The following is a 21,218-nucleotide window of genomic DNA, read 5'->3' on the forward strand; positions in this document are numbered from 1 at the left end:
CCATGGCCGGATCGGTGATCACCGTGGCGCAGCAGAAGGGCGGGTCGGGCAAGACCACGCTCGCGGCCAATCTCGCCACGGGGTTCCTGCGGGCGGGCCGCTCCGTGGCGCTCATCGACACCGATCCGCAGGGGTCGCTCGGCCGCTGGTTCATGACGAGGCTGGATGCCGCCGGGGGCGATCCGGACATGGAATTCGCCACATCCTCGGCCTGGGGCATCACCTACGAGACCCGCAAGCTCGCCGGGTCGCACGACGTCGTCATCGTCGACACGCCGCCCAAGGCCGACAGTGACCTGCGCCCGGCGCTGCGCATCGCGGATCTCGTGATCGTGCCGGTCTCTATGAGCCATGTGGACCTCTGGGCGACCGAGGGGGTGCTCGACCTCGCGCGGCGCGAGGGCAAGGAGGCGCTGGTGGTGCTCAACCGCGCGCGGGCGAACACACGGCTCGGCGCCGACGTGACGGCGCGCGCGCAGGAGCTTATGGCCCGCGTGGCCGAAACCCAGATCGCCAACCGCGTGATCTATGCCGAGGCGCTGGGCCAGGGGCGCGGCGCCGCAGAGGGCGGCAAGACCCCCGCGCGCGAGGAGGTCGACGCGCTGACCGCGGAGGTGGCGGCGCTGCTCGCAAGCGGCTAGGTGGGGCGGCGAAGGAGCGTAAACGATGACCGATCTCGATGCCCTCGCCGGGCTGATCCGCGCCGACAGCGCTGCCCGCGGGCGCACGATTTCTCGCCTGGGCTATTTCTGCGCGCCGTTCCGCCCCGTCTCGGGCCCGTTCTCGGACCGCGTAATCAAGGTGTATCGCGGCCTCGATGACCGTGCCGAACTCGACCGGCTGGCCGAGGCGCACGACGCCTATGTCGCCGCGCTGAAAGGTGCGGGCGTGCCGATGCCCGACACCGAGTTTCATCTTGTCCCGGTGGACGGCGTCACCGTCCCGGTCGTGGTACAGGAGGCGCTGCCCGAGGACGCATTGATGCGCCCGCGGATGCAGGCCGGCACGCGTGAGGAGACGCTGGCGATGATGTCCGCGTCCGGGGAGGTGATCGCCCGCTTCTGGCTGAACACGCGCGGCAGCGAGACGCGCATCGGCTTCCACCCCTCGATCCGCAACTTCGCGATCGTGGAGGGAGAGGCGGTGTTCTTCGACACCTTCCCGCCGCTCATCGGCTATTCGCGCGAGGAGATGGGGCGCCTTCTTCTGGTGTTTTCCGACAGCCGCCTGATGCGCACTCTCGGCCCGCTGATGAAGCGCCGCGTGACCGGCATCCAGGACGAATGGTATTCGGCGCCCGAGACGCTGGTCGGGCTCGTCGGCTCCGCCTGCCGGCTCAGGCCCGAACATGCGGAGGCGTACCTCGCCTGGGGGCGCGACTTCGCCCGGGATCGCATGAGCCCCTGGGCCGAAGAGGCGCTTCCCGGGCTGCAAGAGCCGCCACGCCTGCCGGGCTACTGGACCGGGGTGCGCAGGCTGCTGGGCCTGCAGGGCGAGCCCAATGTCTGAGACGCTGCCCGCTTACTACGCGCGCCTCGTCGCCGAGGGCAGGCTTGAGGCCGACCCGGTGCAGGAATCCGCGCTGCCCGAGTTCGAGCGCATCCGCGCCGAGCTGGCGAAGCCGCGCAGGGGAGGCCTTTTCCGAAAGGCGCCGCCGCCGCCGAAGGGCCTCTATCTCTGGGGCGGAGTCGGGCGCGGCAAGTCGATGCTGATGGATCTGTTCGTGGAGACGCTGGAGGTGCCGGCGCGGCGCGTGCATTTCCATGCCTTCATGCAGGAGGTGCAGTCCGGCGTGCACATGGAGCGCCAGCGCGGCCGCGAGGACCCGATTGCGCCGGTGGCGCGGCGGGTGTCGGACCAGGTGAAGGTCTTCGCCTTCGACGAGATGCAGATCACAGATATCGCCGACGCGATGATCGTCGGGCGGCTCTTCGAGAAGCTGTTCGACGCGGGCTGCGTGGTGGTCACCACATCGAACCGGGTGCCTGACGATCTCTACAAGGACGGGCTCAACCGAGAGCTTTTCCTGCCGTTCATCGCCGTGCTCAAGGAGAACATGGAGGTGCGCGAGCTGAAGGCCGCGCGCGACTACCGGCAGGACCGGCTGGCGGGGCGGCAGGTCTACTTTTCCCCGAACGACGCGGCCGCGCGGGAACAGATCGAGGAGGTCTGGCAGAAACTCTCCGACGGCCGCGAGGAGACGCTGGAGCTGAACGTGAAGGGCAGGGTGCTGACGCTGCCGCGGTTCTCCAGCGGCGTGGCGCGGGCGTCGTTCTACGATCTCTGCGGGCGCATGCTCGGCCCGGCGGATTACCTCAAGCTGGCCGACACGGTGCGCGTTCTGATCCTTGAGGACGTCCCACGCCTTGGCCGGCAGAACTTCAACGAGGCCAAGCGCTTCGTGACGCTGGTCGATGCGCTTTACGAGGCGGGCACGCAATTGGTGATGTCGGCCGCGGCCGAGCCCGATTACCTCTACGTGGAGGGCGCCGGCGCGTTCGAGTTCGAGCGCACGGCGAGCCGGCTGATGGAGATGCGGTCGGCCGAATGGGCCGAAGAGGAGTAAGGTGCGACCTCACGGCAAAAAAAACGGGTCCCGAAGGACCCGCAGGAGACTGCCCGTGATCGTTTCTCTGCCTGTATGGCCGGTGACGGGTGCCTGACGCCCGTCGCCGTCCCGATACCTGGAATAGTGCAGCCGTGCCGCCCCGCGCCATCGCATCAGAGCGGGTCGAAACCCTTGCCGTCTTGATGATGTGCGTCCCTGCCGATGGTCGCCGTTCCGGACTGTTCCCATCGAAGTTGTACCAAATCTGCCATAATGGCGCGAATCGGTCAATATATAGTATTGCTCTACGCCCGATTGTTCTCCGGTCGGGCAGGTTACCAGATATTGGTGAGAAATTCCCGAATCGGTTCAATAAGTTGAATCGCGGCTTTCAGCCGTTCTCGCGCAGGATCGCCCCGGCAAGGTAGAGCGAGCCGCAGAGCAGGATGCGGGCCTGCGGTGCCTCGGTCGCGATCGCTTCCACCGCATCGAGGGCGGAAGACGCGGTGCTGGCGGGCAGGCCGGCGGCGCGCGCGGCCGTCGCTGTGTCCTCGGGCGAAAGCGTCGCCGCCTCGTCCGGGACCGGCACGGCGGTCAGGTGGGCGACGTGGCCCGCGAACGGTCGCAGGTAGCCGACGATGTCCTTGGTGTTCAGCATCCCGCAGACGAGGTAGGTCGGCCTTGGCGGCAGCGTCGCCAGATGCGCCGCGAGCGCGCGGCCCGCCGCCGGGTTGTGCCCGCCATCGAGCCAGAGCTGCGCGTTTGGCGCCGCCTCCACCAGCGGGCCATGGCTCAGCCGTTGCATCCGCGCGGGCCAGTCGGCGCGCGTGACGGCGGCCTCGAACGCGGCCTCGCCGCAGCCGAGCTGTCGCAGGACGGCCAGCGCCGCGCCCGCGTTGTCGATCTGGTAGGCGCCGGGCAGGTTCGGCAGGGGCAGATCCAGCAGGCCGGTTTCGTCCTGGTAGACCAACCGCCCTCGCTCCTCGAAGGCGTGCCAGTGCTGGCCGCGGGCGAAAAGCGGTGCGCCGACACGCTCCGCCCGCCGCTCGATCACCTCCAGCCCCGCGTCTTCCTGCGGGCCGACGATGCAGGGCGCGCCGCGCTTGAGGATACCGGCCTTCTCGCCGGCGATCTCTTCCAGCGTCTCGCCCAGGTATTGCTGGTGGTCGAGCGCCACCGGCGTGATCACCGTGGCGCGGGGTGCGTCGATCACGTTGGTCGCGTCGAGCCGCCCGCCCAGCCCGACCTCGAGAAGCGTGTAATCCGCCGGCGTCCGCGCAAAGGCGAGGATCGCGGCGCAGGTGGTGATCTCGAAATAGGTGATAGGATCGCTGCCGTTGGCAGCGTGTACCTCGTCCAGAAGCTCGGTCAGCGCGGCTTCGGAGATCAGCTCCCCGGCCAGCCGGATGCGTTCGTGGAACCGCGCGAGGTGCGGCGAGGTATAGGCATGGACGCGCTTGCCCTCCGCCTCCAGCCCGGCGCGGATCATCGCCTGGGTCGATCCCTTGCCGTTTGTCCCGGCGATATGGATCACCGGCGGCAGATGCCGTTCGGGATGGTCCAGCCGCTCCAGAAGGCGCCAGACACGGTCGAGCGTGAGGTCGATGATCTTGGGGTGCAGCGCCATCATCCGTTGCAGGATGTGGTCGGAGGTGAGACCGGTCATTTCCGCGCCGGTGCCTCGGTTCCGGGGGCGGCTTCGCCGCCCTCCTCCTCTGGAGCCTCGTCGGCAATGCTCTCGGGGGGCGGCAGTTCACCCCAGACGGCGGGGGGCATGTCCATCATCATGCGCAGCATCACGATCAGCTCTTCGCGCAGCTTCCGACGGTCGGTGACGCGGTCGAGCATCCCATGCTCAAGCAGGTATTCCGCGCGCTGGAAGCCCTCGGGCAGTTTTTCGCGGATCGTCTGTTCGATCACACGCGGTCCGGCAAAGCAGATGAGCGCGCCGGGCTCGGCAATCTGGACGTCGCCGAGCATCGCGTAGGAGGCCGTGACGCCGCCTGTGGTCGGATGCGTCAGCACGACGATATAGGGCAGGTTCGCCTCGCGCAGCATCTGGATCGCGACGGTGGTACGCGGCATCTGCATCAGCGACAGGATGCCCTCCTGCATCCGCGCGCCGCCGGCGGCGGAGAAGAGGACCAGCGGGCGGCGCATCTTCACCGCCTCCTCGGCGGCCTTGATGATCGCGTTGCCCACGAACATGCCCATCGATCCGGCCATGAAGGAAAAGTCCTGCGCCACCGCGACGATCGGCGTGCGCCCGATCTCGCCCTGCGCGATCAGCATCGCCTCCTTCTCACCGGTGCTCTTCTGGGCCGCCTTCAGGCGGTCGGGATAGCGCTTCTGGTCGCGGAACTGCAGCGGGTCGGGCACCGGGTCGGGCACAGCGATCTCCGCGAACATGCCGCCGTCGAACAGAGCCTTGAAGCGCTTGCGCGGCGTGATCCCCATGTGATGCCCGCAATTGGAGCAGACATGGAGGTTGTCCGTCAGGTCGCGGTGAAACAGCATGGTTCCGCAGCTGTCGCACTTCGTCCACAGGTTTTCCGGGACCTCCCGACGCGAAAAGATCGAGTTGATCCGGGGGCGGACGTAGTTCGAGATCCAGTTCATCGACGGGTCCTGCGGGCATTCGTTCCGCGCAGGACTTAAGCCGCGTGAGTGGGGATTGCAATCAAGCGGCGGAGCGGCCTGCGGGCTTGGACGATGCCGCGCGCAGCACGTCGAGGTAGTTGCCCGCCACCGTCATTCTGTCGCCGTGGCCCTTGTCGATCATCAGCCGGTGCAGCCTCGGCAGGTTGTGGGCCGGCACATGCATCACGAGGTGATGTTCGAGGTGGTAGTTCACCCAATAGGGCGCGACGAGCAGCCGTTCGAGCCAGTTGGCCCGTGTCGTGCGGGTGTTCCGCAGTGGGTCGTCCGAGAATTCCACAGCGCCGTGTTCGGCGATGTTGCGGATGCGCAGCACGGCCTGGAACCAGGTCAGAAGCGGCAGGACCCAGAAGGCGAGCCAGCCCCACCACGCGCCGGTGACCGCCCAGAAAAGCGCGAAAAGCACCGCGTTGGCGACGATCGCGCGGCCGAGCACGGGGCCCGAGAACGCCTGCGCGAGGTCCTGGCTCGACGGCTCGCCCTCCACCTCTCCGGCCATCTTGAAGGCGAACATGATCTGCTGGGCGCGCTGCTTGATCCCGGTCTGACCGGTGAGATCGCGGATCAGCTTGCGCCGGAGCGACGCGCGCGTGGTCGGGAAGGGTTTCGACAGCTTCAGGTCCGGGTCGCGGTCGGTCTGGGTGTAGCGGTGATGCGTCAGGTGGTAATGGCGGTATTCCGGCAGGTCGGCGATGATCGGACGCCCGCAGAGCCATTCGCCCGCGAATTCGTTGAGCCGCTTTGTCCTGAAGAGCGCGTTGTGCGCCGCCTCGTGCATCAGGATCGCAAGGCCGAGCTGGCGCGAGCCGATGACCAGCACCGCCAGGATGAAGGTCAGCGGGTTCGGCCAGAGCGCGAAAAGCGCCGCCGCCCCGAAGATCAGCCCCCAGCAATGCGCGATGAGCCAGTATCCCCACGCGTCCGAGCGGCCCGAGAGCGCGCGGATCTCCTCCGATGTCAGGAATGCCTTGCCAGGTGTCATCGCGTCCTCCCCGCGTCACGCCTGCGTTCGCGTGAAGAGTGTGGGCCCCGGCCTCCGCGCCTGTCAATTCACCTGCGCGCGGGACGCTGCGTCGCACCGGCTTTGAACCGGCGCGCGGCCGCGCTAGACCGTGGCCCCGATGCGGCAAACGAGGGGACGGGCATGCTGATCGTGATTTCGCCGGCCAAGCGGCTCGACTGGACGGAGCGGGCGGTGGAGACGACCGCGCCCGCCTTCGAGGCCGACGCGCTGCGGCTGGCCAAGACCGCGCGCAACCTGCCGCTGCGCGATCTGAAGGCGCTGATGGACCTGTCGAACGACCTCGCGCGGTTGAACCGGGACCGGTTCCGGGACTTCGCGGAGACGCCGACCGACACGCGGCCCGCCGCCTTCGCCTTTGCCGGGGACACCTATCAGGGGCTCGAGGCGGCCTCCCTCGATCCCGACGAACTGGACTGGGCGCAAGATCATCTGCGCATCCTGTCGGGTCTCTACGGGCTGTTGCGGCCGCGCGACGCGATCCAGCCCTACCGGCTGGAGATGGGCTCGCGCCTGCGCACGCGGCGGGGCAAGTCGCTCTACGATTACTGGCGCGACACGCTGGCCAAGGCGCTGCGGGCCGAGGCCGAGGCACTGGGCACGGACACGCTCATCAACTGCGCGAGCCAGGAATATTTCGGCGCGGTGCCGCTGAAGGCGCTGAACCTGCGGGTGGTCACGCCGCACTTCATGGAGGACAAGGGCGGCACGCCGAAGGTGGTCAGCTTCTACGCCAAGCGGGCGCGCGGGGCGATGGCGCGCTTCATCGTGCAGAACCGGCTGACCGATCCCGAAGCCCTGCGCGATTTCGACGCCGGCGGCTACGAATGGCGCCCCGACCTGTCGGAGCCGGATCGTCCGGTCTTCGTGCGTGACGCGGGCTAGGCGTCAGGCGCCCTCGGTCTCGCGCGCGCCGTATCGCTCCAGCATCTCCAGCAGCGCCGCTTTGCGCAGCGGTTTGGTGAGGTAATCGTCGAGCCCGTTGGCGAGGATGCCGTCGCGGTCGCCGTCGACGGCGTGCGCGGTCACTGCGACGATGGGCACGCGCGGGCCGCCGGCTTCGAGTTCGCGGATGCGGCGGGTCGCCTCCTTGCCGTCCATGTTCGGCATCGACACGTCCATGAAGATGATGTCCGGCCGCGCCTCCCGGTAGGCGGCGACGGCTTCGAGGCCGTCATTGGCCAGGCGCAGCCGCAGCCCGAGATCCTTGACCATCTTGGAAAAGACGAGCTGGTTGGTGCGGTTGTCCTCGGCGAGGAGCACGTCGAGCGGTGTGTCCGCCGGCGGCGGTTCCTCCGGTGCCACCGGTGCCGGGGTGTCGAGGACGAGCGATTGCAGCGCCTGCAACAACGCGCGGCGCGGTGTCGGGGTCTGCACTACCGCCTGAACCGGTGCGGTTTCGGGCGCCGGGGCCGCGCCGCAGCCGGTCAGCAGGATCACCGGACGGTCGATCCCGAGGGCGTGCAGGTCGCGGCAAAAGCCGGTCCCGCTCATGTCCGGAAGGTCCTGGGATACGATCGCCACGTCCCAGTCGGGCGCGGCCGCCAGCCCACCCGCCCCGTCGGCGCATTCGGTGACGGCGATCCGGAAGGCGCTCAACTGCTTGGCGAGGATAGCGCGGTTCATCTCGTTCGCCTCCACGATCAGGGCGCGTCGGAGGCCCGGCGGCGGCGTGTCGCGGGGCACGCCGTCGGGCTCGTCGGTCGGCATCTCGACGCGGAAGCCGAAGCACGATCCCAGGCCCTCGCGGCTGTCGACCCAGATTTCGCCATCCATCAGGTCGACCAGCCGCTTGGTGATCGCGAGGCCCAGCCCGGTGCCCTCGAACCTGCGGTTTTGCTCGTCCTCCACCTGGTTGAATTCTCCGAAGATGTGGGCAAGCTTGTCTTCGGAAATGCCGATGCCGGTATCCTCCACCGAGACGTGCACGGCGGTGCGGCCATGGTCGGCCACTCCGGTCACGCGCACCACGACCTGTCCCTCGAGCGTGAATTTCGCGGCGTTGCCGACGAGGTTGATCAGCACCTGGCGCAGCCGCGCGGCATCGCCGATGAAACGCGTCGGCAGGAACATGTCGTAGTCGATCAGGAGCGCGATGCCCTTGTCGCGCGCCGTCGGCTGGATCAGCATGAAGACGTCGTGCACGATCCGTTCGAGGTCGAAGCTCTCGCTCCGCAGGCTGAGCTTGTCGGCCTCGATCTTGGAATAATCGAGCACATCGTTGATGATCACCAGCAGCGCCTCGGCGGAATTGCGGATCGTCTCAGTGTAGGCGCGCTGCTCGGGGCGAAGCTCGGTCTCCATCAGCAGGTCCGCCATGCCGAGCACGCCGTTCATCGGGGTGCGGATCTCGTGGCTCATGTTGGCGAGGAAGGCGGATTTCGCGCGACTGGCCGCCTCCGCCCGCTCGGTCGCGCGTTCGAGTTCGAGCTGCACCGCCTTCATCTGGGTGATGTCGACGCGCAGCCCCACGCGCCCACCGTCCGACGTTTCCTTCTCGTAGATGCGCAGCCAGCGGCCGTCGCCGAGCGGCTGCTCGATCTCCACCTCGGAACGTCGGTGCAGGCGCAGCCGCTCTTCGAGCCATTCTTCCTCGCGGCCGATCGCCTCGTCGTACTGACCCTGCTCCAGGCCATAGCGCAGGATATCCTCGAACTGGACGCCGGGACGGATGGCCGGCGCGCTTTCGGCATAGATTTCGCGGTAGGGGGCGTTGCAGGTGACCAGCCGGTCCTCGTTGTCGAAGAGAACGAAGCCGTCGGGAAGCTCCTGCACCGCCGCCCACATGCGCATCAGGTCGGTCATGTCGACCACGAGGCTGACGATGCCGCCATCGGGCGTGCGCTGGTTGTGGATCTTGATGAACGTGCCGTTGAACAGGCGCAGGGTGAACGGCGCGGGGCGCGTGTTTTCCCACGCGCGATGCAGACGCCTGCGCCATGTCTCGGGATTCTCGTTCTGCAGATCGACGATGCCTTCGTCGAGCATCAGGTCGATGAGATGGGTGAAATGGGCCCCGACACCGGCGGTGACGATGCCGTCGAACACCGACAGATAGGCGCGGTTCGCAAGTTCCAGCCGCCCCTTGTGGTTCCACAGGCCGAACCCGTCGCGGATCGACCCGAGCGCCTGCCAGAGTTGCCCCTCGATGATGTGCAGCCGCTCCGTCGTCTGGCCGAGCTGGGATCGGACGCGGCTGTTCTCGCTCTCCATCGTGGCGGCGCGGGCGCGGGTTTCGGTGATCTCTTCGGTCAGGACGCGGGCGTGGAGGCCCAGCCTGCGGTTCGCCTCCGTCAGCTCCGCCCGCTTCTGTTCCAGCAGTTGTTCCGCGGCGAGCCGCGCCCGCCGTTCATCGGCGAGCTTCCGGGCAAGCGACATGTCCCACTCCGTCTGTCTTCGCGGAGTTGTGCCGCGGCGCGGTGAACATGTGCTTAACGCTGTTGGTGCGGAGGAGGAATCGTTGCGCCGGCGCCGGCTGGCGTGGCACTTTCGGATAGCGTATTGCCCAGGGAGGCCCGGATGCGCCGTATACTTTCCTTCGTTTTGTGTCTTATTGCCGCGACGCCCGCCCTTGCCCAAACGCAGGAGCCGGTGCCCGAGCGGCGCTCCGTCATTACCCGGGATGTCGATTTCTTCGGCGGCGATCTGCAGCCGCTCTTCGACACGACGCTGGAGGCCTGCGAGCGCGTCTGCCTGAACGATACCTCCTGTGCGGCCTTCACCTTCAATTCGCGCGCCGGGTCCTGCTTTCCCAAGACCGGCATCAGCGCGCGCCAGCCCTACGACGGCGCGCTGTCGGGTCTCGTCCTGCCGGCCGAGCCGGGCGTGCCCGAGCGTGCCGCGGCCCGGGCCGATGATCTGGACATGCTGCGGGCGGAGGATCTGTCGCAGGCCCGCGCGGAGGCGGCGGCGCTCGGCCGGCGGCATCCCGGAGGCGACTGGGCACCGCAGGAGCTTTTGCGCGCGGCCGCGGAAGCGCGGGAGCGGGGCGACACCGCAGAGGCGCGGGATTGGACCGGGGCGGCTCTGGCGCAGACCGACGCGGCCGACCTCTGGCTCGACTACGGCCGTCTGAACGGCGCGCTCGCAGAGCAGCACAGCCGAGACGCGCAGCTTCTGCGCGAACGGGCGGTTTCGGCGGCGATCAACGGCTATCTGCGCGCGCCGCAGGAGGCCGGGCGCATCGCGGCGCTGATCGATCTGGCCCGCGCGCTGGAAGCGGCAGACCGCGGCCGTGACATGGTCCCCGTGCTGCGACTGGCCGAGTCCATCGCCCCGCGGGAGGAGGTGACGCGCCTTCTGGACGACGCCATCGGCAAGTACGGCTTTCGCATCACCGACACCCGCGGCGAAAGCGACAGCGCCGCGCCGCGCATCTGCGTGGAGTTTTCCGAACCGCTGGTCCGCGCCGGGCAGGATTACGCTCCTTTCGTCGGCCGCCCCGACGCCCGCCTGACGGTGGAGCCGGGAGAGCGCGAGCTGTGCGTTGGCGGCGTGGCTCACGGGTCGCGCTACGCGCTCACCTTTCGCGAGGGACTGCCGGCCGAGAGCGGCGAGACGCTCAACCGCAGCGTGGAGATCACGCAATACGTGCGCGACCGTTCGCCCGCCGTACGCTTTCCGGGCCGCGCCTATGTGCTGCCGCCGACGCCGGACACCGCCCTGCCGGTGGAGACGGTGAACGCCGACACGCTTGAGCTGACACTGTTGCAGGTGAGCGACCGCAACGTCCTGCGCACGATCCAGGAGGACATGTTCGCGCGCCCGCTGTCGCAGTACGAGCTGACCTCGGGCGCCGGGGAGATCGCGGAGGAGGTCTGGACCGGCACGGCATCCGTGGACAGCGAGCTCAACGCGGACATGCGCACGCGCCTGCCGGTGGGCGATGCGCTGCGGGGGCCGGGGCTCTATGCGCTGGTGGCGGCGCTTCCGGGGGCCGACCCCTACGACGACAGCGGTGCGACGCAGTGGTTCCTGGTCTCCGACCTCGGGCTGACGACACTGTCGGGAAGCGACGGGCTCACCGCCATCGTGCGCGGGCTGTCGGACGCCCAACCGCGCGAGGGCGTGTCGCTGACGCTGCTGTCACGCTCCAACCGGCCTCTGGGGACGGCGGCTACGGATGCGCGCGGAGTGGCCACCTTCGCGCCGGGCCTCTTGCGCGGCACCGGGGGCGCGGCGCCGGCGCTGATCCTGGCGGAGGCGGGGGAGGACGATTCCACCTTCCTGTCGCTCGTGGACCCGGCCTTCGATCTGTCCGACCGCGGCGTCGCGGGCCGCGCGCCCGCCGGGCCGGTGGATGTCTTCCTCGCCACCGACCGCGGCGCCTACCGCGCCGGAGAGGCGATCCACGCCACCGCGCTCATGCGCGATGCCAAGGCCGCGGCGCTGCCCGGCGTGCCGGCGACGGCGATCCTCACGCGGCCCGACGGGGTGGAGCATGCGCGCAGCGTCTCGGCCGAAAGCGAGGCCGGCGGGCACGTCTTCGACTTCCCGCTCTCCCCAGCGGTGCCGCGCGGCACCTGGCGGCTGGCGATCCACGCCGATCCCGAGGCGCCGGCGCTCGCCGACACGACGCTGCTGGTCGAGGATTTCGTGCCCGAGCGCATCGACGTGACGCTGGATCTGCCCGAGGGGCCGATCCGCCCGCTCGCGCCGCCCGAACTGGGGATCGAGGCGCGCTACCTTTTCGGCGCGCCGGGCGGCGATCTGCCGGTCGAGGGCGAGCTGCGCCTTGCCCCGGTGACAACGCTTGAGGCGCTGCCCGGCTGGCGCTTCGGCCGCCACGACGAGCTGCCCGATCCGCGCACCGAGGCGCTGCCCGCCGACCTGCGCACCGACGCGGAGGGGCGCGCGGCGCTGCCCCTGCCGCTGCCGGACACGGAACTGTCCGTCCCGCACGAGGCCACCGCCATCGTCCGCGTCGCCGAAGGCTCCGGCCGCCCAGTGGAGCGGCGGGTGACGCGGCCGGTCCTGCCCGCGGGCCCGATGATCGGCCTGCGCCCCGGTTTCGACGACACGCTGCCCGAGGGCGAGGCGGCGCGCTTCGATCTTCAGGCCTTCGGCCCGGACCTCGCGCCGCAGCCGATGCAGGTGCGCTGGACCCTCAACCGCGTGACCACGCGCTACCAATGGTACGCGCTCTACGGCAACTGGTCGTGGGAGCCGGTGACCACGCGGGAGCAGATCGCCACGGGGGAGGCCGCGCTGGGCGAGGCGCCGTTCTCCATCGAGGAGCCGGTGGAGTGGGGCGAATACGAACTGGTGGTGGAACGTCTGGGCGGGCCCTACACCGCCACGTCGATGGCGTTCTCGTCGGGCTGGTACGCGCCGGCCGATGCCGGCCGCACGCCCGATTTCCTTGAGCTGTCGCTCGATGCGGAGCGGTATGCGCCGGGCGACACCGCGACCCTGCGGATGGTGCCGCGCAGCGCCGGGCAGGCGCTGGTGACGGTGCTGACCGACCGCGTGGTGTCGATGCAGGCGGTGGAGGTCGCGGAGGGCGAGAGCACCCTCACCCTCGATGTGACCGAGGAATGGGGCGCCGGCGCCTACGTCACCGCCGAGGTGCTGCGCCCGATGGACGCCGAAGCGGGCCGGATGCCGGCGCGCGCGCTGGGCCTTGCCCACGCGGCGGTGGCGCCGGGCGACAAGCGCCTGTCCGTCAGCATCGACGCGCCGGAGGAGGTCCGCCCGCGCGGCCCGCTTCGGGCCACCGTGCGGGTGGACGGCCTTCCGGACGGGCAGGCGGGATTCGTCACGCTCGCCGCCGTCGACCAGGGCGTGCTGAACCTCACCGGGTTCGAGCCGCCCGATCCGGCCAGGTACTATTTCGGCCAGCGGCGGCTGGGGGTGGAGATCCGCGACCTTTACGGCCGGCTGATCGACGGGATGTCGGGATCGCTCGGGCAAGTGCGCTCGGGCGGCGATGCCGGTGCGCAGATGCGCATGCAGAGCCCGCCGCCGACCGAAGAGGTGGTCGCTTTCTTCGAGGGTCCAATCGCGGTGGACGACAGCGGCGCGGCAAAGGTGTCCTTCGATCTGCCGGACTTCAACGGCACGGTGAAGCTCATGGCCGTCGCATGGACCTCCCGCGCGGTGGGCTCCGCCGCGCGCGATGTGCTCGTCCGCGATCCGGTCGTGGTCACGGCCTCGCTGCCGCGCTTCCTCGCCCCCGGCGACACGGCCGAACTGGCGCTGGAGCTGACTCATGCCGCCGGTCCGGCCGGGCGCGTCGGGCTCGACATCACCGCGGACGGTCTCGGGCTCGACCCCGGCGCCGTGCCCTCGGGCCTGAGCGTCGCGGAAGGCGCCACCGAGCGGCTGCGCGTGCCGATCTCTGCACGCGAGGTCGGCGATCACGAGATCCGCATCGCGATCACCACGCCGGAAGGCGAGGCGCTGACCAAGACGCTCACGCTTGGCGTGCGGCGCAACGATCCGGTCGTCTCCGAAACCCGGCGGCTGGTGCTGGAGCCGGGCCAGACCTTCACGCTCGACGACCAGATCCTTGCCGGTCTCGCGCCCGAAAGCGCCGAGGCGCTGGTCTCGGCCGGAACGCTGGCACGGTTCGACGTGCCGGGCATGCTCGCCTCGCTCGGCCGCTATCCCTATGGCTGTACGGAGCAGGTGACGAGCCAGGCGCTGCCGCTTCTGTCGCTGTCGTCGGTGTCCGACGCTCTGGGCCTCGGCGGCGAGGCGGCGATCGACCGGCAGATCGGCCAGGCGGTGGACCGGGTGCTGGCGCGGCAGGCGCCGAACGGGGCGTTCGGCATGTGGTCGGCGGGATCGGGCGAGGGCTGGCTCGACGCCTACGTCACCGATTTTCTGTCGCGCGCCCGCGCCGCCGGCCATGACGTTCCGGACCGTGCCTTCGGCTCCGCGCTCGACAACCTCGCGAACCGCATCGACTACGCCCCCGATTTCGACGAGGGCGGGGAGGATGTCGCCTACGCGCTCCTCATCCTCGCGCGCGAGGGGCGGGCGGCGATGGGCGATCTGCGCTACTACGCCGACGTGAAGGCCGACGCCTTCGGCACGCCGATGGCGCTGGCGCAGCTTGGCGCGGCGCTGGCGCAATACGGCGACCAGACGCGGGCCGACCGGCTGTTCCGCGCCGCCGCCGCGCGGCTCTCCGCGCCCGAGGGGCCGCGCGTCTACCGTGCCGATTTCGGCTCGCCCCAGCGCGACGCGGCGGGGCTCCTGTCGCTCGCCGTGGAAGCCGGCAGCGACGCGCTCGACCGCGGCAGCCTCCTCACCCGCATCGCCTCGGCGGACCGGCCGATGTCGACGCAGGATCAGGCCTGGTCGCTGCTGGCGGCGCAGGCGCTGGTGGGCGATGCGGGGGCCCCGGGCCTCAGCGTCGACGGGGCGGTGTCGGAGGGTCCTTATGTCCGCCGCCTGTCGGGCCGCGTCTCGACCCAGGAGCTGCGCAATGCCGGCACCGGCCCGTTCCCGCTGACCGTCACGACGCTCGGCGTGCCGGACGTGGCTCCGGGGCCGGGCGGCTACGGCTACGCGCTGGAGCGGCAGTATTTCACGCTGGAGGGCGCGCCGGTCTCCGTGGCCGATGGCCCGCTGCCGCAGGGCACGCGGCTCGTCGCGGTGCTGACGGTGCGCCCGGCCGACCCGACCCCGGCGCGGCTCATCCTCGACGATCCCTTGCCCGCGGGCTTCGAGATCGACAACCCGGCGCTCTTGCAGGGGGGCGACATCGCCGGGCTGGACTGGCTGGAGACCGCCGAGGCCGAGCATGCGGAGTTCCGCACCGACCGTTTCGTCGCGGCGGTGGACTGGCAGGGCACCGACCCCTTCCGCCTCGCCTATCTCGTCCGCGCCGTGTCGCCGGGCGGCTTCCACCACCCGGCGGCCAGTGTGGAGGACATGTACCGCCCCGAATACCGCGCCCGCACCGGCACCGGCCGGGTGTCCGTGAGCCGATGACCAGCACGACGGTCGCCGAAATCACCTGGCGCGCGCTCGACCGCGAAGGGCGCGACAGTTGCCGCCTCGTGCAGCACGACGACGGATGGATGCTGCTCGGCCACGCGCGCTTCCGCACCGAGGACGGGGCGAGCGAGCTCGATTACCTGGTGCGTTGCGACGCGGACTGGCACACGATCGGCGCCGATGTCACCGGGCTCTGGGCCGGGCAGCGGGTGGCGCTGCACATCACGCGCGAGCAGGGCGAGTGGCGGCTGAACCGCACCGCCCAACCGCAGGTGGCAGAGGCACGCGACATCGACTTCGCCTTCACGCCGGCCACCAACCTGATGCCGCTGCGCCGCCTGCCCGAGATCGGCAGCATCGAGGCGCAGGCCGCATGGCTGCGCGATCCAGGTACGCTCGAACCCATGGGCCAGCGCTATACGCGGGGGCGGGGCGGGCTCGTGCACTACCGCTCGCCGCAGCTCTCCTGCGATCTGCTCGTCGATCCGACGGGTTTCGTCACCCGCTATCCCGGCCTGTGGGAGGCGGTGCGTGCGCCCTGACGGTCTGCTCGTCGCGCTGGTTATGGCCGCGGGGCTCGCCGCGGGCGCGCGCGATGCGGCAACGGGCTGGATCGACGCGACGGTGCTGCCGACGCTGGCGCACGCGACCTCGGACGAAGTGCGCGCGCGAGACGGCACGCTCCTGCGCGCCTACACGGTCGAGGGCGGGCTATGGCGGATGCGCGTCGCGCCGGGCGCGGTCGACCCGGCCCTTGTCGCGATGTTGGTGGCCTACGAGGACAAGCGGTTCTTCGATCATGCCGGCGTCGATCCGCGCGCGGTGCTGCGCGCCGCGGGGCAGGCCGTGCGCGCCGGGCGGATCGTCTCGGGCGCCTCGACGCTGACCATGCAGGTGGCGCGGCTTCTGGAGGACAGCGGCACCGGCGCCTGGGCCGGAAAGCTGCGGCAGATGCGCGTGGCGCTGGCGCTGGAGCGGCGGCTGAGCAAGGACGAGATCGTGGCGCTCTACCTGCACCTCGCGCCTTACGGCGGCAATATCGAGGGGGTGCGCGCGGCGACGCTGGCCTGGTTCGGCAAGGAGCCACGGCGGCTCACCCCGGCCGAAGCGGCGCTGCTGGTCGCCCTGCCGCAGGCGCCGGAGGGGCGGCGCCCCGACCGCGCGCGAGAGGCAGCTCGATCCGCGCGATCGCGCGTCCTCGCCCGGGTCACGGCGGCGGGGGTGCTGGATGCGGAGGACGCGGTAGCAGCGCTGCGGGATCCCCTGCCGGAGATGCGCCGCCCGGTGCCGATGCTGGCGCCCCATCTCGCCGACCGGGCGCGCGCGGGTGGCGTGACGCAGACGACGCTCGACGCCTCCCTGCAGGCCCGGCTGGAGCGGCTGGCGGCAGCGCATCTGGCGGGCCGCGATCCCGCGCTCGGCATCGCCATCCTCGTCGCCGATCACCGCAGCGGCGAGATCCTCGCCTCCGTCGGCTCCCGCGGGCTCTCGGCAGAGGCAGCGGACGGCTTCGTCGACATGACGCGGGCCCGGCGCTCCCCCGGCTCGACGCTGAAGCCGCTGGTCTACGGCCTCGCCTTCGATCGCGGCCTCGCCCATCCCGAGACCATCGTGCGCGACACGCCGGTGCGCTTCGGCATCTACGCGCCGCAGAACTTCGACGGCCGCTTCCGCGGCGAGGTCACAATGCGCGCGGCGCTTCAGGCCTCGCTCAACATCCCCGTCGTGCGGATCGCCGAGGCGCTGGGCCCGGCGCACCTGGTCGACGCGCTGCGCCGGGCGGGCGCCGCGCGCGACCTTGCCGGCGGGGCGCCCGGCCTGGCGGTGAGCCTCGGCGGCGTCGGCCTGACGCTGGAGGAGCTGACCGGCCTCTACGCAATGCTTGCCCGCGGGGGGGAGGCGATTCCGCTGCGCTGGCACAGCGCCGCACCCGCACCCCCCGCACGCATCCTCTCGTCGCGCGCGGCCTGGCAGGTGGGCCATGTCCTGGCCGGGATCGTCCCGCCCGGCGGCGGCGCGGTGGGGCAGGTGGCCTACAAGACCGGCACCTCCTACGGCCACCGGGACGCCTGGGCACTCGGGTTCGACGGCGCGCATGTCGCGGGCGTCTGGATCGGCAGGCCGGACGGCACGCCGGTCCCCGGCGCCTTCGGCGGCGATCTGGCTGCGCCGCTTCTCTTCGAGGCGCTCGCCCTCGTGCGCGCCACGCCGGCGCCGCTGCCCCCGCCGCCACCGGACGCGCTGCTTCTGCCGAACGCGCAATTGCCGCAGGCGCTGCGCCGCTTCGGCCCCCAAGAGGCGCAGGCCCCGGCGCTCGACATCGCCTTCCCTCCGGACGGGGCGACGCTGGCGGCCGGCGAGGCGGTGCCTCTGAAACTGCGCGGCGGCACCCCGCCCTACACCGTGCTGACCGATTCGGGCGTCGCGGTCTCCGGCGCCCGCCGCTCCGAGATCGCCGTGCCGACGCCCGGCGCCGGCTTCACCACGCTCTCGGTGATCGACGCGGCCGGCCATGCCGCCCGCCTGCGCCTCCGGCTGGAATGAGAGCGAATCCCCTGCTTCTTTGGGCCCGCAAATACTCCCGCCGGAGGCTCCCGCCCCCCGCGTTCAGAGCCGCTCGAAGGCCAGCGCGATGCCCTGGCCGCCGCCGATGCACATGGTCACCAGCGCGCGCTTGCCCCCAATCCGCTCCAGCTCGTAAAGCGCCTTCACCGTCAGGATCGCGCCCGTGGCCCCGACCGGATGGCCAAGCGCGATGGCGCCGCCGTTCGGGTTCACCCGCGCCGGGTCGAGCCCCAGCCCGCGGTTCACCGCGACCGCCTGCGCCGCGAAGGCCTCGTTCGATTCGATCACGTCGAAATCGTCCACGCCAAGCCCGGTCTTCTCCAGCAGCGCCTGCACCGCCGGGATCGGGCCGATGCCCATGACCTCGGGCCGCACGCCCGCATGGGCGTAGCCGAGGATGCGGGCGCGGGGCGTTGCGCCGGCCTTCTCTGCCGCCGCCGCCGTGGCCAGCGTGATCGCCGCCGCGCCGTCGTTGATGCCCGATGCGTTGCCGGCGGTGACCGTGCCGTCCTTCCTGAAGACCGGCTTCAGCGCGCCGAGCTTCTCCATGGAGGTTTCCTTCATGTGCTCGTCCGTGTCGAAGGAGGCAATGTCGCGCTTCACCCGCACCTCGACCGGCACGATCTGGTCCTTGAAGTAGCCGGCATCGCGGGCGGCGGTCGCGCGGCGCTGGCTCTCCATGGCGAAGGCGTCCTGGTCCTCGCGGCTGATCTGGTGTTCGTCCGACACGTTCTCGGCGGTCACCCCCATGTGGCCGGTCCCGAACGGGCAGTTGAGCGCGCCGAGCATCATGTCGAGCGTCCTCACGTCGCCCATCTTCGCGCCGAAGCGCTGGTCCGGCACGATGTAGGGGGAGCGCGACATGCACTCCGCCCCGCCGGCGAGCGCGATCTCCGCGTCGCCCAGCGCCAGCGCCTGCACCGCCGAGACGATGGCCTGCGCGCCCGATCCGCACAGGCGGTTGACGTTCATCGCCGGCACGCTGTCGGGGATGCCGGCCTCCATCGCCGCGACGCGCGACAGGTACATGTCGCGCGGCTCTGTGTTGATGACGTGGCCGAAGAAGACCTGGCCGATGGCGCCGCCCTCGAGGCCCGCCCGCTCCAGCGCGGCCTTCGTCGCCGTGGCGCCGAGCGTTGTGGGCGGCGTGCCGGCGAGCGATCCGCCGAAGGTGCCGATGGCGGTGCGGGCGCCAGAAAGGATGACGATGTCGTCGCGCATGGGTGGATACCTCCTCCGTTGCCGCGACTATGACCGAGGCCCGCGCGCTTGTCAGCGCGGACGGGACGTCACCGCAGACGGGTTGTGGCTAACCCCAGAGCGTCACCAGCGGGCCGTCCTCGCCGAAGATCGGATCGGTCTTCGGGCGGCTCAGCGCCGCGATCTGCTCGCTATGCGCTTCGTCGCGCTCTTCGGGGGCGCGGACGATCGTGCCGGCGGGCTGGTCGCCGGGATAACCGCCGCAGATCCGGAAATCCTCGCTCTGGCCTATGAGGCAATGGCCGACGCCGGCGGGCAGGACCATCGCGTCGCCGGCGGACACGCGCAACGTCTCGCCACCCGGCCCGCCGATCTGCAGGTCCGCCCAGCCCGAGGCGGCGCAGAGCGCCTCGTGCGCGTCGGGGTGGTAGTGGTGGAAGTCGTAGACGGTCCAGGTCCAGGTCTTGTGCCAGCCGTTCGCCTCGTAGAGCGCGCAGATTGCCTCCGCGCCCGAGGCGGGATCGACGGCGCCGGGGGTCAGCAGCACCGGCAGGTCGGGGTTGTTGGGCACGATGCCGTCGTCCGCGAAGAACAGCGTTCGGGGTTCGGGATCGGATCGGGTACGGGCGAGGGACGTCATGGCGTCATTCTCCGGTTTGTTCGAACCCAAGACGCCCCGGACGCGCCCCGCGTTCCCCGCTCCGGATCAGTCGAGCGCTTTCGTGCCGAGCGTCGAGCCCTCCAGCACCCGCACCTCGCGCTGCGGGAAGGGGATGGAGATGTCGTTCGACTGGAATGCGTCCCAGAGCGCCAGATAGACATTTCCGCGGATGTTGGTCAGCCCGGCCGTGGGATCGCGGATCCAGAACCGCAGGATGTAGTCGACCGAGCTGTCGCCGAAGCCGACGATGTGGCAGACCGGGGGCCGTTCGCTAAGCACCCGCGGGGTGTTCGTGGCGGCCTCGATGGCGATGCGCCGGACCTTGTGGGGATCGTCGCCGTAGGCGGTGCCGAAATGGATGTCGAGCCGGACGAAATCGTTGGAATGGGACCAGTTGACCACCTGTCCGGTGATCAGGTCCTCGTTCGGGATGAGGTATTCCTTGCCGTCCCGCGTGGTGATCGACACGTAGCGCGCGCCGAGGCTGTTGATCCAGCCGAAGGTCTCGCCAAGGCTGATGACGTCCCCCGGCTTGATCGACTTGTCGAGCAGGATGATGATCCCTGACACGAGGTTAGACACCACCTTCTGCAGACCGAAGCCGAGGCCGACGCCGATGGCGCCCGAGAGGACCGCAAGCCCGGTGAGGTCAACGCCGACGAGCTTCAGCGCCAGGAAGAACGCGCCGCCGTAGAACAGCACCTGCAGCACCTTGACGGCGAGCACCTGCATCGACGGGGAGATATCCTCGTTGCGCCGGATCCGCGCGGCGCTCGACCCGGCGAGGAAGCGCGCCGCCGCGACCAGCACGATCAGCATCGCCGCCGCCTGCAGGACGACCCACAGCGACAGCCGCATCTCTCCGGCGGTGAGCGCGATGCTGTCGAGCGCCTCCTGCGCCTGCTGCGTGAGATTCAGGATCGACACCGTGACCCAGGCCCACGCGCCGTAGCGCACGACCGATTGCAGCAGCGGATTGCCGATCAGCCGGGTGGCGAAAGCGATGAAGAGCCACGCGGTCGCCAGCTGCGCGACGATGGCCAGCAGGTAGGATCGCGACGGCCACGTCACCTCGCGCATGATCCAGACAACGATCCATGCCAGCGCCACGAAGACCAGCATCCGCAGCCGCCGGTGGACGAGCACCAGCAGCCGCATGCGCCACTTCGCCCATCCTTCGCGCGTGCGCAGCCAGTCGTGCAGCCGGGGCCGGCCGGCCCACGCCACGATCTGTGCCAGAGCGAACAGCGCGCAGGCGATTCCGATCTGGTAGGCGTTCCACGGGCGCAGCAGTCCCTGAAGGACCACCTCCATCTGCATCAGGAGGTCGAGCGCGACCGAGCGAAGCTCGGCCAGGGTATCGGTGTCAGGTTCCATGGCGGGTCTTTCGGGGCACGCTCAGCGTGGCACCCCGGATGCCGCGTCGCAAGCGCCCTTGCCCGTCAGGGGCCGGCCGAGGCGGCCATGACCTCGCGGCCTTCCGAGGCCACGGGCACATCGGTCATCTGCAGCCACAGCAGGCAACTCAGGAGCGCCGCGATCATCGCCGCGGACAGTATGTTGAGGCGGCTGATCATGTTTCCTCGCCCGCGCGTCACGGGATATCAACGCATCTC

15 protein-coding genes are annotated in these 21,218 nt (G+C 70.3%); 7 read left to right on the forward strand and 8 right to left on the reverse strand.

Annotated elements, in window-relative coordinates:
• The first annotated feature begins 2 nt into the window (after positions 1-2).
• Genes parA through zapE form a run of 3 tightly spaced genes read left to right on the forward strand, consistent with a single transcriptional unit; the run spans position 3 to position 2,566 of the window.
• Complete coding sequence (parA, locus tag F3H57_RS03765; protein ID WP_149754551.1) at positions 3-641, forward strand: ParA family partition ATPase; 639 nt, start codon at positions 3-5, stop codon at positions 639-641.
• A 25-nt stretch (positions 642-666) separates the two neighbouring features.
• Complete coding sequence (locus F3H57_RS03770; RefSeq protein WP_149754552.1) at positions 667-1,509, forward strand: DUF6206 family protein; 843 nt, start codon at positions 667-669, stop codon at positions 1,507-1,509.
• The gene (gene zapE / locus F3H57_RS03775; protein ID WP_149754553.1) at positions 1,502-2,566 is read left to right on the forward strand and encodes a cell division protein ZapE; all 1,065 of its coding nucleotides are present in this window, start codon (positions 1,502-1,504) and stop codon (positions 2,564-2,566) included. The genes F3H57_RS03770 and zapE overlap by 8 nt, the downstream gene beginning before the upstream one ends.
• Before the next feature lie 373 nt (positions 2,567-2,939).
• On the opposite strand, the gene F3H57_RS03780 is transcribed toward zapE, so the two are convergent.
• The 3 genes from F3H57_RS03780 to F3H57_RS03790 all read right to left on the reverse strand — a co-directional run bounded on the left by F3H57_RS03780 (position 2,940) and on the right by F3H57_RS03790 (position 6,188).
• A complete protein-coding gene (locus F3H57_RS03780; RefSeq protein WP_149754554.1) occupies positions 2,940-4,214 on the reverse strand; it encodes a bifunctional folylpolyglutamate synthase/dihydrofolate synthase in 1,275 nt (424 codons plus the stop codon).
• Positions 4,211-5,167: an acetyl-CoA carboxylase, carboxyltransferase subunit beta gene (accD, locus tag F3H57_RS03785; RefSeq protein ID WP_149754555.1), complete on the reverse strand. Its 957-nt coding sequence runs from the start codon at positions 5,165-5,167 to the stop codon at positions 4,211-4,213. Before accD ends, F3H57_RS03780 begins: the two co-directional genes overlap by 4 nt.
• A gap of 61 nt (positions 5,168-5,228) precedes the next feature.
• Positions 5,229-6,188, reverse strand: coding sequence for a fatty acid desaturase family protein (locus tag F3H57_RS03790; RefSeq protein WP_149754556.1), 960 nt, complete (start codon positions 6,186-6,188; stop codon positions 5,229-5,231).
• A gap of 162 nt (positions 6,189-6,350) precedes the next feature.
• Between F3H57_RS03790 and yaaA the strand changes: the two genes are divergently transcribed.
• Positions 6,351-7,112: a peroxide stress protein YaaA gene (yaaA, locus tag F3H57_RS03795; RefSeq protein ID WP_149754557.1), complete on the forward strand. Its 762-nt coding sequence runs from the start codon at positions 6,351-6,353 to the stop codon at positions 7,110-7,112.
• Positions 7,113-7,115: 3 nt separating this feature from the next.
• On the opposite strand, the gene F3H57_RS03800 is transcribed toward yaaA, so the two are convergent.
• Positions 7,116-9,605 (reverse strand): PAS-domain containing protein, encoded by a 2,490-nt coding sequence (locus F3H57_RS03800; RefSeq protein WP_149754558.1) that lies wholly within the window; start codon positions 9,603-9,605, stop codon positions 7,116-7,118.
• A 141-nt stretch (positions 9,606-9,746) separates the two neighbouring features.
• On the opposite strand from F3H57_RS03800, the gene F3H57_RS03805 reads away from it, so the two are divergent.
• From F3H57_RS03805 to pbpC, 3 genes are read left to right on the forward strand one after another with little or no spacing between them, the layout of a single operon-like run.
• Positions 9,747-15,170, forward strand: a complete 5,424-nt coding sequence (locus tag F3H57_RS03805) for an alpha-2-macroglobulin family protein (RefSeq protein ID WP_149754559.1) — start codon at positions 9,747-9,749, stop codon at positions 15,168-15,170.
• Positions 15,167-15,718: a putative glycolipid-binding domain-containing protein gene (locus F3H57_RS03810; protein WP_149754560.1), complete on the forward strand. Its 552-nt coding sequence runs from the start codon at positions 15,167-15,169 to the stop codon at positions 15,716-15,718. Before F3H57_RS03805 ends, F3H57_RS03810 begins: the two co-directional genes overlap by 4 nt.
• Positions 15,719-15,740: 22 nt before the next feature.
• Positions 15,741-17,720, forward strand: coding sequence for a penicillin-binding protein 1C (gene pbpC / locus F3H57_RS03815; RefSeq protein ID WP_149754888.1), 1,980 nt, complete (start codon positions 15,741-15,743; stop codon positions 17,718-17,720).
• A gap of 63 nt (positions 17,721-17,783) precedes the next feature.
• Here the strand turns inward: pbpC and F3H57_RS03820 are convergent, their stop codons facing one another.
• The 4 genes from F3H57_RS03820 to F3H57_RS22745 all read right to left on the reverse strand — a co-directional run bounded on the left by F3H57_RS03820 (position 17,784) and on the right by F3H57_RS22745 (position 21,179).
• Positions 17,784-18,962 carry an acetyl-CoA C-acyltransferase family protein gene (locus tag F3H57_RS03820; RefSeq protein ID WP_149754561.1) on the reverse strand — a complete coding sequence of 393 codons (1,179 nt, stop codon included), beginning with the start codon at positions 18,960-18,962 and terminating at the stop codon, positions 17,784-17,786.
• A gap of 88 nt (positions 18,963-19,050) precedes the next feature.
• The gene (locus tag F3H57_RS03825) at positions 19,051-19,581 is read right to left on the reverse strand and encodes a cupin domain-containing protein (RefSeq protein WP_149754562.1); all 531 of its coding nucleotides are present in this window, start codon (positions 19,579-19,581) and stop codon (positions 19,051-19,053) included.
• A gap of 66 nt (positions 19,582-19,647) precedes the next feature.
• Complete coding sequence (locus F3H57_RS03830) at positions 19,648-20,979, reverse strand: mechanosensitive ion channel family protein (RefSeq protein WP_149754563.1); 1,332 nt, start codon at positions 20,977-20,979, stop codon at positions 19,648-19,650.
• Positions 20,980-21,044: 65 nt separating this feature from the next.
• Positions 21,045-21,179, reverse strand: a complete 135-nt coding sequence (locus F3H57_RS22745; protein ID WP_262504486.1) for a hypothetical protein — start codon at positions 21,177-21,179, stop codon at positions 21,045-21,047.
• Between the last annotated feature and the right edge of the window lie 39 nt (positions 21,180-21,218).

Origin of the sequence: Roseivivax sediminis, assembly GCF_900112685.1 — a bacterium.
In the GTDB taxonomy this organism is placed as follows: Bacteria; Pseudomonadota; Alphaproteobacteria; order Rhodobacterales; family Rhodobacteraceae; genus Roseivivax; species Roseivivax sediminis.